The organism is Gluconobacter sphaericus (assembly GCF_016757795.1).
Lineage (GTDB): Bacteria > Pseudomonadota > Alphaproteobacteria > Acetobacterales > Acetobacteraceae > Gluconobacter > Gluconobacter sphaericus.
This window is the reverse complement of the sequence record NZ_CP068419.1, coordinates 213470-228958: the sequence shown is the minus strand read 5'-3', so window position 1 is coordinate 228958 and position 15489 is coordinate 213470. Positions and strand designations below refer to the sequence as shown.

12 protein-coding genes are annotated in these 15489 nt (G+C 60.8%); all 12 read right to left on the bottom strand.

The genetic code is table 11. The features are described 5' to 3' along the window. Positions 1–55: 55 nt before the first annotated feature. The 12 genes from ligA to IGS75_RS00975 all read right to left on the bottom strand — a co-directional run bounded on the left by ligA (position 56) and on the right by IGS75_RS00975 (position 15486). The gene (gene ligA, locus IGS75_RS01030) at positions 56–2107 is read right to left on the bottom strand and encodes an NAD-dependent DNA ligase LigA (RefSeq protein WP_202257313.1); all 2052 of its coding nucleotides are present in this window, start codon (positions 2105–2107) and stop codon (positions 56–58) included. Beyond that, on the bottom strand, positions 2104–3825 hold the full coding sequence (gene recN / locus IGS75_RS01025; RefSeq protein WP_202257312.1) for a DNA repair protein RecN: 1722 nt from the start codon (positions 3823–3825) through the stop codon (positions 2104–2106). The genes ligA and recN overlap by 4 nt, the downstream gene beginning before the upstream one ends. A 45-nt stretch (positions 3826–3870) precedes the next feature. Beyond that, a complete protein-coding gene (locus tag IGS75_RS01020; protein WP_373320073.1) occupies positions 3871–4716 on the bottom strand; it encodes an outer membrane protein assembly factor BamD in 846 nt (281 codons plus the stop codon). 122 nt (positions 4717–4838) lie between these two features. Continuing rightward, complete coding sequence (gene lpxC, locus IGS75_RS01015) at positions 4839–5870, bottom strand: UDP-3-O-acyl-N-acetylglucosamine deacetylase (protein WP_202257311.1); 1032 nt, start codon at positions 5868–5870, stop codon at positions 4839–4841. 116 nt (positions 5871–5986) lie between these two features. Continuing rightward, positions 5987–7516 (bottom strand): cell division protein FtsZ, encoded by a 1530-nt coding sequence (ftsZ, locus tag IGS75_RS01010; protein WP_202257310.1) that lies wholly within the window; start codon positions 7514–7516, stop codon positions 5987–5989. A 57-nt stretch (positions 7517–7573) separates the two neighbouring features. Next, positions 7574–8971 (bottom strand): cell division protein FtsA, encoded by a 1398-nt coding sequence (gene ftsA / locus IGS75_RS01005; RefSeq protein ID WP_141352964.1) that lies wholly within the window; start codon positions 8969–8971, stop codon positions 7574–7576. Then, on the bottom strand, positions 8968–9903 hold the full coding sequence (locus IGS75_RS01000; RefSeq protein WP_202257309.1) for a cell division protein FtsQ/DivIB: 936 nt from the start codon (positions 9901–9903) through the stop codon (positions 8968–8970). Before IGS75_RS01000 ends, ftsA begins: the two co-directional genes overlap by 4 nt. Continuing rightward, positions 9903–10814: a D-alanine--D-alanine ligase gene (locus tag IGS75_RS00995; RefSeq protein ID WP_141352968.1), complete on the bottom strand. Its 912-nt coding sequence runs from the start codon at positions 10812–10814 to the stop codon at positions 9903–9905. The genes IGS75_RS01000 and IGS75_RS00995 overlap by 1 nt, the downstream gene beginning before the upstream one ends. After that, on the bottom strand, positions 10811–11731 hold the full coding sequence (gene murB / locus IGS75_RS00990) for a UDP-N-acetylmuramate dehydrogenase (RefSeq protein WP_141352970.1): 921 nt from the start codon (positions 11729–11731) through the stop codon (positions 10811–10813). Before murB ends, IGS75_RS00995 begins: the two co-directional genes overlap by 4 nt. Further along, positions 11728–13161 (bottom strand): UDP-N-acetylmuramate--L-alanine ligase, encoded by a 1434-nt coding sequence (gene murC / locus IGS75_RS00985; RefSeq protein ID WP_194257242.1) that lies wholly within the window; start codon positions 13159–13161, stop codon positions 11728–11730. Before murC ends, murB begins: the two co-directional genes overlap by 4 nt. Positions 13162–13198: 37 nt before the next feature. Continuing rightward, complete coding sequence (gene murG / locus IGS75_RS00980; protein ID WP_202257308.1) at positions 13199–14296, bottom strand: undecaprenyldiphospho-muramoylpentapeptide beta-N-acetylglucosaminyltransferase; 1098 nt, start codon at positions 14294–14296, stop codon at positions 13199–13201. Beyond that, a complete protein-coding gene (locus IGS75_RS00975) occupies positions 14293–15486 on the bottom strand; it encodes an FtsW/RodA/SpoVE family cell cycle protein (protein ID WP_141353960.1) in 1194 nt (397 codons plus the stop codon). Before IGS75_RS00975 ends, murG begins: the two co-directional genes overlap by 4 nt. Between the last annotated feature and the right edge of the window lie 3 nt (positions 15487–15489).

Sequence of the window (15489 nt, the reverse complement as noted above, 5' to 3'; positions counted from 1 at the left end):
CCCTGAAAAAATGGGATATTACCAACTTTCTCACGGTTCCGGTTTTGCAGTTCTGTTACAGCCCCGCCAGCGTGCGCCAGCCGCTTTCATCGATGGTATCGATTCCCAGTTCTGCTGCTTTCTTGGCCTTGGAACCAGCCTTTTCGCCCAGCACGACCAGGGAGGTCTTTTTCGACACGCTATCCGTCACCTGTGCGCCCAGACGTTCGGCGATGGCTTTGGCTTCCGGGCGACTCATTGTGGTCAGGGTGCCGGTGAAGACAATGACCTTTCCTGAGAGATGCCCTTCCGACGGAGCTTCCTCGGGGATAATGTCCGTTAGCTCCGAGGCCAGGTCATCGAGGGTCTCGATATTGTGGCTTTCGGAGAAAAAGGCGGAGAGTTCATCGGCGATCGCATCGCCCACGCCCATGATGGCGCCCAGGGAAGCGCGTTCTTCGGAGTCCGGCCGTGTAGCCAGCATAGCGGTGCGCCAGTTTTCGAAGGTCTGGTAATGCCGGGACAGAAGCTGGGCGTTGCGCTCCCCGATCCGCCGGATGCCAAGCCCGAAAATCAGCCGGGACAGGGGAATGGTGCGGCGGTCATCAATGGCACGGAAGAGGTTGTCTACCGACAGCCGTCCCCAGCCGTCACGCTGGAGTAGGACCTCTTCGTGCTGGCGCAGGCGGAAAATGTCGCTGGGGCGGCGGATGTAGCCCGCGTCGTAGAATTCACGGATGCTGCGTTCGCCCAGTCCGTCGATGTCGAACGCGTTGCGTGATACCATGTGGATCAGGCGCTCCACGATCTGCGCTTCGCAGGTCAGGCCGCCTGTGCAGCGGCGGACCGCCTCGCCATGCACGCGCTCGGCGAGCGATCCGCAGACGGGGCAGTGGTCGGGATAGACGAAAGGCTCTGAACGGGGGGCATTGCTGGGGACAGGGCCGAGGATTTGCGGGATCACGTCTCCGGCGCGCTGCAGGCGGACCAGATCCCCGACGCGAACGTCCTTGCGGGCGATTTCGTCTTCGTTGTGCAGTGTTGCGCGCGAGACGATGACGCCGCCGACATTCACGGGTTCCAGATGGGCAACCGGGGTCAGGGCGCCTGTGCGGCCGACCTGGATCTCGATTTCCTGCAGGCGCGTAATGGCCTGCTCTGCCGGAAACTTCCATGCAATGGCCCAGCGGGGAGCGCGACCGGCAAAGCCGAGACGATCCTGAAGGCTCAGATCGTCCAGTTTGAAGACGATGCCGTCGATGTCATAGTCCAGCCCCGAGCGTTCGCGTGCCAGCTTCTCGACATAAGCCGGAATATCGCGGGCATGGCCAATCATCTGGGAGAGCGGATTGACCGTGAACCCCCAGCTCCGCAGTTTTTCCAGATAGTTCCAGTGTGTCGTTGCAACCGGTGAGGACGTGTACCCCTGCGCATAGGCGAAGAGAGACAGCGGACGGCTGCGAGTGATTTCCGCATCCAGCTGGCGAAGGGAGCCGGCTGCGGCATTGCGAGGATTGGCGAAAGGCTTTGCTCCGCGTGCGACCTGCTGTTCGTTGAGGGTCAGGAAGCTGCTTTTCGAAAGGAAGACTTCGCCACGGATTTCAATCCGTTCAGGTGCTTCGCCGGGCAGTTCGCGTGGAATATCTTTCAGGGTCAGCAGGTTGGCCGTGACGTCTTCACCTTCGATGCCGTCGCCGCGTGTTGTCCCGCGCACGAAACGTCCGTGCTCGTAGGTCAGGCTGATGGAGAGGCCGTCAATCTTGGGCTCGGCCACAAACTGGAGCGACTGAAGGCCGTCCTCGTCCAGGCCGAGAAAGCGGCCTGCACGTGAAACAAAGCCATCGAAGCCTTCCGGATCGAAGACATTGTCGAGCGATAGCATGGGGACAAGATGGCGATATTTGCCGAAAGCGGAATCGGGTGCGACGCCAACGCGCTGGCTGGCTCCATCTTGGGAGCGGAGATCTGGATATGCTTCTTCCAGCTCCAGAATTTCACGACGTGCAGCATCATAGACGGCATCGGAAACTTCCGGCTCGTCGCGTCTGTGATACGCCTCGTCCCACCGCGCGAGGTCCGCTTCGAGTGCAGCGTGACGCTCGGCGGCAGAAAGAGGGGTGGTTGTCATGAAATCTGATGTCCCAAAAGGCTGTCGGCAGCCCCTCGGGCTGCGTCTGTAATGATGTCGCCCGCAAGCATCCGAGCGATTTCCTCGCGCCGGGCGTCATGGGGCAGGGGTTCAGCCAGGGTCTCGGTCCGGTCATTGCGGACACGCTTGGCTATGCGCAGGTGATGGTCGCCGCGCGCCGCGACCTGCGGGCTGTGGGTGACGACCAGAACCTGCACGTCTTGTGCAACCTTGTGCAACCGGTCTCCGATCGAGGAGGCGGTGGCACCGCCAACGCCGGAATCGACCTCATCGAATACTAGTGTTCCGACATCGGAGCGTTCTGCCAGAACCACTTTCAGCGCAAGCATGAGGCGTGACAGCTCACCGCCGGACGCTACCTTGGCTAGAGGCCCGGGAGACTGTCCGGGGTTGGCTGCGATCAGGAAGGAAGCCTGTTCCATGCCCTGACTGTTCCAGTGATCGGGCTCAAGCGGCAGGAGTGAAACGATGAAGCGGGCGCGTTCCAGTTTGACCGGGCGAAGTTCGGCACTGACGGCCTTTTCCAGTTTCTCGGCGGCTTTTTTTCGGGCGGCAGAAAGCGTGCGGGCTGCATCCTCATAATCGAGGCGCGCTTCGGTCAGGGCCGTTTCCAGACGCGCCAGTTCAGCATTGCCGGAATCGAGGGCCGCGAGCCGTCTTTTTAACTCAGCAAGAAAACCGGGAAGCTCGGCGACGGAGACGTTGTGTTTGCGGGCCTCGGCACGGAGCGCAAAAAGTCGCTCTTCCGTCTCTTCCAGAAGACGGGGATCGCCCTCGGTGTCGGCGGCCAGACGGCTAAGCAGCATTTCAGCTTCGGCCAGGGCTTCTTCAGCTTTTCCGAGAGCGTCGAGCGCGTCCTGCGCCTGTGTCTGATGGCTGTCGGAAAGCGTTTCCGTTTCCGTGGGGGCAGGTAGCAGTCGCGCAAGGGCGCGGCTGGCCGAGCGCAGGGCGGCAGCGGGCGCGGAAGAGCGGCGATCACGCGGGGTTAGTTCCGAGAGTGCGGCGGCAACGGCTTCGCCGCGACGCTCATCGCGCTGAAGACTGATGCGCGTTGCCGCGAGAGCATCCTCTTCGCCTTCCTGAGGGGCTAGCCGCTCCAGATCATCGACTGTCTGCCGCAGCCATTCCTCTTCACGGGCTGCGGCTTCCATGTCGTTACGCGCCGCTTTCAGGGCGCTGCGGGCCGCGGTCCACTGCCGGAAGGTCTGGGCTGTTTTTTCCCGCAGGGAGAGAGCAATCCCGAAAGCGTCCAGCAGATCGAGATGGGTACTTTGGTCGGCCAGGCCCATCTGTTCGTGCTGGCCCTGGATTTCTACGAGATGGGCGCCCACACGGCGCAAGAGGCCGACGCCAACCGGCTGATCGCAGATATAGGCACGGGAGCGGGCATCCGGCGTAACGATACGGCGCAAGACCACCGGGTCCGTCGGGTCTTCGCGCACGATGCCGTGTTCGTCGAGCAGGGCAAAGACGGGATGGTCGCTGGTGATTTCAAAAATGGCCGACACGCTGGCCTGAGACGCTCCCGAGCGGACGAGACCACCGCTGGCACGCTCGCCAAGGGCCAGTCCCAAACTGTCGAGCAGGATAGACTTGCCCGCTCCGGTCTCGCCGGTCAGGACCGTCAGACCGGGGGCGAGACCAAGATCGAGCTTTTCGATCAGAACGACATCACGGATTGAGAGATGTGTCAGCATGACAGCAGTGTTGGGAACATGTCGTCCCGTTTCAAAGGGACGATGTCAGAAGACGCTGTGCCACATGCGGGAGAAGAAACCACGATGGCTCTGCTGTCCGGGATGGATGAGCGGTTTTTTAAGATCGCTCTTGAGCAGGTGGGTTTCCCGAAGATCATTATAGGCATAACGATACCACTGGCTGTCGGGATAGTTATAGCCCAGAACGGCGGCGGTCTGATGCGCTTGGTCTTTCAGGCCGAGGGCCAGATAGACCTCCACGAGACGCTCGAGCGCTTCGGCAACATGGTTGGTCGTCTGGTAGTCCTGCACGACGCGCTGGTAGCGGGTCATGGCGGCTTCATAGTTGCGCTGCTGCTGGTACCAGCGGCCGACTAGCATTTCCTTGCCAGCCAGATGGTCGCGGCATAGATCGATCTTCAACTGGGCGTCGCGGGCGTAGGAGGTCTGCGGGAAGCGGGTGATGACTTCTTCCAGCGCATCGAGGGCTTCAACGGTGCCCTGCTGGTCACGTTCGACGTTTGCGATCTGCTCGTAATAGCAAAGCGCACGCAGATAGAAGGCGTAAGCCGCGTCCGGGCTGGTCGGGTGCAGCTGGAGGTAACGTTCAAGCTGCTGGACCGAAAGCGCGTATTCACCCTGAAGGTAGTAGGCATACCCTTCCATTAGCTCGGCGTTACCTGTGAAACCGGAATAGGGGTAGGTCTGCTGCAGCAGTTCGAATTCGCCGCCAGCCAGCTCGTAATGCCCTGTGTGCAGGGCATCGATCCCGTAATTATACAGGGTTTCGGCATCGGCCGTTTTGGGAATCGCGGGCTTTTCATGCTGGTGCGAGAACAGCGAACAGCCGGAAAGCAGTAGAAACCCGCTGACAGCCGCAGCCCTCAGCATGAAACCACTATGAGTGACCGATGCTTCAAAATGACGCTGAGTGCTGCTTGTCATACCTGCTCTTCCCGTGGAATTTCGTCTTATATCACGGGAATGCTCTGACGAAAGACCTGCCATGTGTCTCAGGCAGCAACGCGCGCGCGCAGAGCTTTGGTAACGGCTCGCGACGAGCTCGTGGGGACGAAACGCCAGTTGGATGCATCGGAAAAAACCGCACGCAGAAGCTTGTTATTGAGTGTGTGACCGGATTTGTGACCAATAAATCCGGCCTGCATCCGGTAGCCGGCGCAATAAAGATCGCCAATCGCATCAAGTAGTTTGTGGCGAGCGAACTCGCGCTCGATTTTTAGGCCTGCGGGATTGAGGATATTTTCTCCGTCTACGACGACAGCCGTGTCCAGAGAGCCACCGCGCGCTAGTCCGATACTTTGCAGATACTCAATGTCCTTACGGTTGACGAAGGTGCGGCAGAACGCAAGTTCTTCCATGAAGCGACGTTCATCAAGCTGGATGGCGTAACGCTGGTTTCCGATGGCCTGAGCCGGGAAGCTCAGTGAAATGGCAAGGGAAAGTCCCCGCTGGGCGGGGCGTAGTTCGGCGAAGGCGCCGTTCTCGTCTTCGACCCGGACGTTGCGTAGAATCTCGATGACCTGCCGGGGCGTGTCTAGCGTTTTACGGCCTGCGCAGCGGATCAGGAAGGCAAAGGCATCCGAAGCGCCATCGAGAACGGGCAGTTCGGGGCCACTGACCACTACAAGGATATTGTCGATTTCGCAGGCGTTGAGGGCCGCCATGAGATGCTCGATTGTGGCAACACGCAAGGACGGATCCGTGGGGCACCCGACAACGGTTGAAAGGCGGGTATCAAGGATATGGTCGTAGAGCGCGGGAAAAGAGGGGGAGCCCTCAATGTCCGAACGCTGGAACCTGATGCCGGTATCCGCTGGGGCGGGGAAGAGAAGTAGATCGACGGTTACGCCACTGTGCAGGGCGATGCCCTGACAGTGAATGGGGTTGGCAAGGGTTGTCTGCAGGTTTTTCGATCTGCCGCGCTCGGAGCGGGAAGGCGTTACATCAAGGGCAGAGACTGCTTCCTTCTGTCCTACCTCAACGCCTTTCGCTGCGCTGCCGCCATGTGTTGGCGTAACCTGCATAAAGCCTCCGAAAAATTTGATTCCGGGGACTAGAAAACAGATACAGGGCGTCAGTTCCAGTCAACGATTGTTGCGGGATATTTCCCCCTCATGGTGCGCATGAGGGGGAAAGGAGATCAGCGGCGCAGGTAGGTCGGAATATCCAGGTTGGAATCGTCGGTGTTGCTGGGGGGATGTTCCTGTTGATGGGGTGCCTGCTGGGCATATCCGTCGCGGGTGCTGGGCTCAGTCCGCTGGGTGGTCTGCTGTGTCTGCTGCGGTTGGGGCGGACGGCTGCGGAAGGCGCCTGTGACCATGCCGAACAGGCTCCGTGGCGCTTCGGGCTGCGGCGGCGGGGCATGGCGGGACGGATCGGAGAACAGGCCGGCCCGGGGAGAAGGCTGATGGCTGTTCTCCTGACGAGGAGGCTGGGTTTCAGGGGCTGTGGGCTGGGTCGCCGGAGCTTCCTGCTGAGGTGGCGGGGCTGTGTTCTGAGCCGGCGACTGGGAATCAATCGCGAAATTCGGGCGCGGGGGGCCACCTGCATAGGTCGAACCAGGCTGGAACGAGGAGGCTGCCGTACGGGGTCCGGTGCTTTCGCGCGGAGCCGTCGCTCCGGCGTTCACCTGCGGCGCAGCGGTCTGAATGGTTTCTGCGCTCGGAGCTGAAGGGTTCTGACGCGGCTGTGTGTCGATGCCGGTTGCAACGACGGACACGCGGACACGACCGTTCAGCTTTTCGTCGATCAGTGCGCCGAAGATGATGTTGGCATCATCGGCCACTTCCTCGCGGATGCGGTCCGCAGCAGCGTTGACTTCGTACAGCGTCAGGTCTTCGCCGCCGGTGATGTTGATGAGCAGACCACGTGCACCTGCCATGGAAGCGTCTTCCAGCAGCGGGTTGGAAATCGCGCGCTCGGCTGCGAGCACGGCACGATCTTCCGCATCTTCTTCGCTCGAGGCTTCGCCTGTCCCCATCATGGCTTTTCCCATCTCTTCCATCACGGCTTTGACGTCCGCGAAATCGAGATTGATGAGGCCTGGGGAGACCATGAGGTCCGTAATGCCCCGAACGCCCATGTTCAGGACATTGTCCGCCATACGGAAGGCTTCGCGGAACGTCGTGTTCTGTGTTGCCGAATTGAACAGGTTCTGGTTCGGGATCACGATTAGCGTATCGACGTGCTTCTGCAGCTCGGCAATACCGTTTTCTGCAGCAGTCGTGCGACGGCGGCCTTCAAAATTAAAGGGCTTGGAAACAACGCCAACCGTCAGGACGCCGCGCTCACGCGCCATGCGCGCGATAACCGGAGCTGCACCCGTACCCGTGCCGCCGCCCATGCCAGCCGTGATGAAGACCAGATTCGCTCCTTCGAGCTGACGGTCGATTTCCTGAGCCGCTTCTTCAGCAGCTTCGCGACCGATTTCCGGTTTTGCGCCTGCACCCAGACCGCGCGTCAGATGCGGGCCAAGCTGGACGCGTCGTTCGGCCTTGGAGTGAGCGAGCTGCTGGGCGTCAGTGTTGGCAACGACAAATTCCACGCCCTTGAGTTCAGACGCGATCATGTTGTCGACGGCATTCGTGCCGCCGCCGCCGACACCGATCACGGTAATCCGTGGCGCCAGCTCAACGTGGGAATTGGGAGTAGGAGTAAGGTTCAGCGTCATGATCTGGTCCGGAACTTCATGAAAGCGACAGGTGTGGGCGTTGTGATCTGTAGTAGACTACACATTGTTGCGTATGAAGCCTACGAGACGTTTAACAAGTCCGCGAGGTTTGGGTTCCGGAACGGAAATATCTCCGAAATCCCGATCCGCACCCGCTGCCCAGGCCAGAAGCCCCGCAGCGGTTGAAAATCCTGCCGAAGCCGCGGCTGTCTCGGGCAGGCCGTAAATGTTCTGGGGTTTTCCCATTCGGACAGGTCGGCCCAGAATACGCGTTGCGACGGGCACGATTCCCTCAAGAAGCGATGCGCCACCTGTCAGCACGACCCGACCATTGGCTAGTCGACCCAGTCCCGCATTATCGAGCGATTGCCGCACGAGTTCGAGCGTCTCCTCAATCCGGGGTTGGATAACGGAAATGACTTTGGAGCGCTGAAGGCGGACCAGGCGGTCGCTGTTTTCACCGATCAGTGGCACCGACAGGATTTCGCGCTGGTCGTCCGAACCCATCTGGGCGGCACCATACATCGTCTTGAGGCGTTCAGCTGTTTCCAGAGACGTCGAGAGCACACCGGCAATGTCTCGCGTGACATGCAGGCCGCCGACGCGGATCTGGGCTGTGTGGAGCAGTTTGCCTTCACAGAAAACGGCCAGAGACGTGGTGCCGCCCCCCATCTCCACGACGGTCACGCCCAGTTCGCGCTCTTCGGCGGCCAGGACTGAAACGCCAGAGGCAAAGGGGCTCGCGACCAACCCGTCCAGCTTCAGTTCGGCGTGTTGCAGAACGGCATCCAGAGTGCGCAAGGCGCTGGAATTCATGTCTACGACATGCATCCGGGTGGCCAGTTCTTCACACTGATGCCCGATCGGGTCCGCGATTCCGGGGATAGAATCCACAACATATCCGATGGGAAGCGTATGGATGACTTCGCGGCCTTCCATCCAGGCACGGGCCTGTCCTTCAGCTATCAGGCGCTGCACGTCACCGGCAGTGACTTCGCGGCCGCCGATGGGAATCTGTGCGTCAACCAGACGGCTCAGCGGGCGGCCGCAGGACAGGTTGACGACGAGTGAGTCCATGCGCCGCTCTGCAGCTTCCTCGGCCTGTCCGACCGTGGCCCGGATCGCGGCTTCGGCCTCGCGTATATCAACGATGGAACCTGAACGGATGCCGTGGGAACGGCGCCATCCATGACCCAGAACCTGAATGGAGCCATCCGGCTCGCCCTTGCCGATCAGGCAGGTCATTTTCGTCGTGCCGATGTCCAGCGCGCCGAAGATGCCCGGACGCCAGCTGACGTTTCGCTGGGTGTCCTCGGGAGGAAGTAGAAGGATGTCACGCGGGACGCGGTTGACGCTGACGTCACGTTCGCCGCCGACGGGAATGAGGGACCGGCCCCTCAGACCGCCCCGGCGCCGGAATGCCGGAAGATCTGACATGGAGTTGTGGTCGTTCATGGCTGCTTCGTGCTGTCTGCTGGTGGTGTCGGTGAGGATGGGTCAGGCTTTGTGTCATCCGGAGGTGGAGCCGCCTGAGGCGGCTGGTGGACAACCATCCGGTCCGGAAGACGCAGGTCGATCGACTGGACCGGCCTCTCCAGTAGGCGCATGCTCTGCTGATAGTGGGCAAGACGGGTGAACGCCGTGGCTTCCTCGCCCTCAGGCAGCATTACGGTCGTGCCGTCCTTGAGCGTGGCATTCCAGCGCCGGTTGCCCACGCGGATCAGGGCCGTGACCTGGCTTTTGACCAGAGGTTCCTTGTTCAGAGCATCAATCACGCTTGCGGCCGCCGTATTCGCACCTTCACCCACTACGAGGGGTAGTTGCAGAAAAGCCTGTGCATTTTTTCCTGTCAGGCCCTGATCGGAGACTTCTTCTCCTGCCCGGTTGATGAGCATGAAATGTCCACGGTCTTGCCAGACGGCGATCGGCGTGCGCTCCACCAGTGTGATGATGATGGTATCCGGCATGTGCCGTTCGACCGTTGCGTGGTCTATGAAGGGCAACTCATCCAGCCGTTGCCGCGCGGCCTCAACGGAAAATCCGAAAATGGGACGACCGACGGATGTGCCCAGCGCTTCCTGGATCGAGGCTTCGCTGGTCATGCCGCGACCGTTGATGACGATATGGCGGATGGGCAGCGGCTCCATTTCGACCAGCCGAGCCCTAAGCGGGGCGAAGCGCTCTTCGGAGGCTGCGTCATACAGAAGGCGAATGCCCGCCCCGGCAATTCCCATCACAACCAGAAATACGATCGCAGGCCGGACGAGCCGCCGCTGCCGGCGCCAGAATAGCTTTGCCCGTGACGGACGGCCTTCCTGAGGCGGCAGGACCCCGGAAAAACGCTCCCGGACAAAATCGTCTCTCTGAAAGGACGGATCCTCCCGCATTAGCGCGCCAGTGCCTCCCGGACCATCCAGTCACACAGTTCCGGATAGGAAATCCCGCAATAGGCGGCTTGTTCTGGCAACAGGGATGTTGGTGTCATGCCAGGCTGTGTGTTGACCTCAAGGATGACCAGCGTGTCGGTGTCCTCGTCATAACGAAAATCCGTGCGGCTGGCTCCCTGGCAGCCCAGTGTCTGGTGAGCGCGCAGAGCGTAATCAAGGGCCCGGTCTGTTACCGCCTGTGGAAGTTTCGCAGGGACCACGTGACGCGAGCCGCCAGCCTTGTATTTGGCCTCGAAATCATAAAATGCAGCTGTTTCGCTGGGCAGGATGTCCGTGACGGCCAGAGCCCGGTCTCCCATGACGCCTGCGGTCAGCTCGCGGCCGGGAATGAAGCTCTCGACCAGTGCCTCTTTTCCGAAGCGCCAGGTCCGCGCGATTTCGGTGCGACGGTTGTCTCCCGTCCGCACGATTTCGACACCGACGGAGGAGCCTTCGGCGACCGGCTTAATGACGTAAGGTGCGGGGAGAGGATCGGCTTCCGCTAGGTCTTCAACCGTCACGACACGCCCCTGTGCGACGGGTAGACCAGCGGCAGCAAGCAGGATACGGGTTGCGCCCTTGTCCATTGCCACCGCTGAAGCTCGTATGCCGGAATGAGTATAAGGTAGACCGAGCCATTCCAGAACGCCCTGAATGGCACCGTCTTCGCCACGGGGGCCGTGCAGGGCGTTGAAAACGACGTCCGGTGCGGCGGCTTTCAGGCTGGCGATGGTCGTTGCGATATCCGGTCCGACATCGATCGGGGTGACGTCATGTCCCTTTTCGCGTAGAGCCTCGATCGCGGCCTTGCCGCTGATGAGACTGACAGGCCGCTCACTGGATGTTCCCCCCAACAGGACTGCGACCTTCATACCGTCTGTTCTCCTTCGGATTTGCGCCCGATACGTTTGATTTCCCAATGCAGGTCCACGCCGCTCTGTGCCAGCACTTTTTCGCGCACGGTTTCGCCTAGCGCTTCCAGATCCACGCTGCTGGCCTGTCCCAGATTGAGCAGGAAATTGCAGTGTTTTTCGCTGACCTGCGCATCTCCGATTTGAAGACCACGGCATCCGGCTTCGTCAATGAGTTGCCAGGCCTTGTGGCCTTCGGGGTTACGGAAGGTGGAGCCTCCAGTTCGTGCCCGCACGGGCTGCGAGGCCTCGCGCGAGGCCCGAATATCCGCGATACGGCTGCGGATGGCGTCTGCGTTGTCAGGTGTGCCGCGCAGGCTGGCGCGGATGACTACGCTGCCTTCGGGAAGCTCTGAATGACGATAGGCAAAGCCGAGGTCGTCATGGGACAGGCGCCGGAATTCGCCTTCAGCCGTCAGGATCTCCGCCCATTCGAGAATGGCGTTGATATCCGATCCGTAAGCACCAGCGTTCATGCGAACGGCGCCGCCGATCGATCCCGGAATGCCTGCCAGGAACTCCAGCCCTGCCAAACCGGCAGAGGCAGCATGTTCGGCCACGGTGATGTCGAGCGCGGCCGCACCCACGATCAGGCTGTTGTCCTGAACGGAGATGTCCGCAAAGCCGCGGGCCAGACGGATGACCGTGCCGGTAATGCCGCCATCGCGGATGATGACGTTCGAGCACGCACCCAGAACCGTAACCGGCATGGTGGCCGGTTTTTCGCGCAGGAAAAGGGTCAAGTCGTCCTGGTCTTCTGGAACAAACAGCCAGTCCGCCGGGCCGCCTACGCGGAACCATGCGCGGGGACCGAGCGGTGCGTTCGGGGTCAGTCTGCCGCGCAGGCCCGTGACGAGAAAATCGTTGCTGCCTGTCATGCCGCGCCTTCAGTTGCGGTCTGGCTGTTTAGGGCTTCGAGCTGGGCAGGGAGTGCCTGCGCCCACTGGGTGATGGTGCCGGCGCCGAGACAGACGACGTAATCGCCTGGTTTGGCGATAGCGTTGATCATTTCCGCCAGATGGGCCGGATCGGAGAGCGGTACAGCGGAGCGGTGGCCGCGGTCGCGCAGACCTTCAACGAGCGCATCGCGGCCCGCACCCTCTATCGGCGTCTCGCCCGCGGCATAGACGTCGGCCACGATGACCGTGTCTGCATCGTTCATGCAGGTGCAGAATTCGTTGAACAGGACCTTCAGGCGTGAATAGCGGTGTGGCTGCATGACGGCGATGACGTTGCGCGCACCGGCCTGACGGGCGGCCTTGAGCACGGCGGCGATTTCAACGGGGTGATGGCCATAATCGTCGATGATGGAAATACCGTTATATTCACCTGTGCGGGTAAAGCGACGCTTGACACCCTTGAAGGTCGTCAGCGCGGACGCGATCACGGAATCACTGATTTCCATTTCAAGCGCGACGGCGATGGCTGCGAGTGAATTCAGGACGTTGTGGTGTCCGAGCATCGGCAGGCGGAACGGCCCGGCACGGCGCGAGCGGTTGCGCTGGCGATTGGTAACCACGACCTCGAATGTCGCACCGCGCTTGTCCATCACGACCTTTTCGGCGCGGATATCGGCCTGTGGGCTGAAGCCGTAGGTTATGACGCGATGATCGGACAGGCGGGGGATCATCTGCTGCACTTGTGGGTGATCCACGCACAGGACCGCGAAGCCGTAGAACGGGATGTTCGAGACGAACTGGTCGTAGCCGGCCTGCATGGCCTCTTCCGTGCCCCAGTGATCCAGATGCTCCGGATCCATGTTCGTCACCACAGCAATGACCGCTGGCAGGCGCAGGAAGGAGCCATCGCTCTCATCGGCTTCCACGACCATCCAGTCGCCTGAGCCCATGCGCGTGTTGGTGCCGTAAGCTTCGATAATGCCGCCATTGATGACGGTCGGGTCCAGACGCGCATGTTCCAGAACGCAGGCCACGAGGCTGGTCGTGGTCGTCTTGCCGTGTGTGCCGCCAATGGCGACAGACCAGCGTAGGCGCATCAGTTCGGCCAGCATCTCCGCCCGCCGCACGACCGGAATGAGCTTGGCGCGGGCGGCCACGACTTCCGGGTTGTCTTTTTTTACGGCCGTGGAGGTCACGACAACCTGTGCATCGCCCAAATTGGCGGCGTCGTGGCCGATATGAACGATAATGCCGGACTGGCGCAGGCGCTGCACATTGGCACCTTCAGCGATATCCGAACCCTGCACCTTGTAGCCAAGCATGTGCAGGACTTCGGCGATGCCAGACATGCCGATGCCGCCGATACCGACGAAGTGAATGGTTCCGATGTTCAGGGGCAAGGCGCGCATGGGGCAGGTACTCTTGGGCAGGAACAAAAAATAGGAATCAGGACCGCAGGGCGGATTCAATCAGATCAGCGACTTTTGCGGCAGCATGAGGGCGCGCACACAGATGAGCGGCTTTTGCTGCATTTTCGAGCTTTTCAGGACGGGAAAACAGGTCTGTCAGCAGAGCCGTCAGGGCTGCGGGCCTGAAATCGGGCTGTCGGATCATCCAGGCCGCACCGGCATCGACGAGTGCCTGACCATTCGCGCCCTGTTCATCGGAGGCTGCAATGGGCAACGGCACCAGAATTGATGGCAGACTGGCCATGGCCAGTTCCGCAACCGAAGAGCCTCCTGCGCGACCGATCACGAGATGGGCGTTTTTTAGGCAGGCCGGAACATCCGTGAAGAAGGGGGCTGCTTCAACCTCGATCCCCGCATTTTCGTAGATAGCGCGGACAGGCTCCAGATCATCGGCTTTGATCTGCTGTGTGACTTTCAGGCGTTTGCGGAATTCTTCGGGAAGGGCGGCCAGCGCCTGTGGCACGATATCAGAGAACACGCGTGCGCCCAGAGAGCCACCCCAGACCAGAAGGTTAATCCTGTCTTCGGGCTGAGCATAGACATGACCGAAAAGCGCCTCGATGCCTTCACGGACGGGCATGCCGGTCAGGGTTGTCCGGGCATTTTCAGGAAGACCGGCGACTTTCACGTAGGATGTAGCGATCAGGGGAGAAAAGCGAGACAGGAAGGCGTTAGCCTGCCCGAGCACGGCGTTGCCTTCATGGATGACCATCTGCGGGCGCTTTGCGGAAGACAGAAGGCGTGACGCAGTCAGAGGCGGGATGGACGGATAGCCGCCGAAACCAACAACCGCCGCGGCATCAAGCGAAGCGAGGATACGGCGGGCTTCTATCATGCCGCGCAGTAGGGCCAATACGCCACGGAGTTTCCCACCGAGCCCCTTGCCAGCAACACCCGCGCCGTCCAGCACATATTGCGGACGGTCTTTGAACAGGCCAATCTCGCGGCGTCCATGCCGGGCATCCGTCATTAGGACAAGGTCGTGACCCCGTTCCGCAAGTACGGTTGCAACGGCTTCGGCCGGGAAGAAATGTCCGCCCGTGCCACCGGCGGCGATAACGATGGGGCGGCTCACGGCGTATTCCTCTCAAACAGTGGTCCCTGGCCATAGGGCGTAGAGGTTCTCTGACCAATCCGGCTCTGACCGACATGATGACGTGTTAGGGCCAGAACCATACCCATGGTCAGGGCTACCGACATTGCCGAACTGCCGCCATAGGAAATGAAGGGCAGGGTCATGCCCTTTGTCGGGATCAGATGCAATGTCGAACCCATGTTGACGAAGGCCTGAAGTCCAAATCCCGTCACCAGTCCGGCGGCGGACACGATGACGAACGGATCATCCTCATGCATCAGCTTGAGCAGTGTGCGCAGAACGATAATTCCGAACAGCAGGATGATGCCGATGCACAGGATCAGGCCGTATTCCTCTCCAGCGACCGCAAAGACGAAATCGGCATGGGCATCGGGCAGCAGATCCTTCACGCGGCCTTCGCCGGGTCCGCGACCCAGCAGGCCACCATTTCCGAACGCCCGCAGCGCGGTATCGATTTGGTAGTGGTCACCGACATCAGGATGCAGGAAGCGCTGCACTCGGGACTGCACGTGTGGAAAAACGATATAGGCGACTGCAAAGGCTCCCGCCATACCGGCGACGCAGAGGCCGACCCAGTAGAGCTTGAGACCATCCACGAAAAGTTGGGTCATGAAGACCATCGTGATGACGGACAGCATTCCGATGTCGGGCTGGGATTTTAGCAGGAGCAGAATAATCCCGAAGCACAGGAAGGCAATTAGCATGCCAGGGAAGGCGATATTACCCCACATCACGACGGAACGGCGCGCCGAGAGTAGCCAACCGGTCACGACCGCAAAACAGGGCTTGAGGAATTCCGAGGGCTGGACCGACATCATTGGCAGCGCAATCCAGCGGCGCGCGCCCTTGATTTCCATGCCGTGCACCAGCGTCATGGCCGTGGCGCCGAGCGCTATGATGCCGCCGATAATCGCGAGTTTCTTGATGGTTTGTCGGGACAGGTAGGACGTTCCAAGCACGATCGCTCCAGCGAGTGCCAAAAAGATCACCTGCTTGAGAATGAACATGTTGCGCGAGGCGCCGATACGTGAGGCCACCGCAGGACTGGCTGCCAGCATCAGCACATAGCCCAGGCCGATCAGCAGGCCGACACAGGCCAGAGTCACACGGTCCAGGTTACGCCACCAGCGGGCAACTGCAGAAGTATCGACACGGGACAGTCCCGACATGGC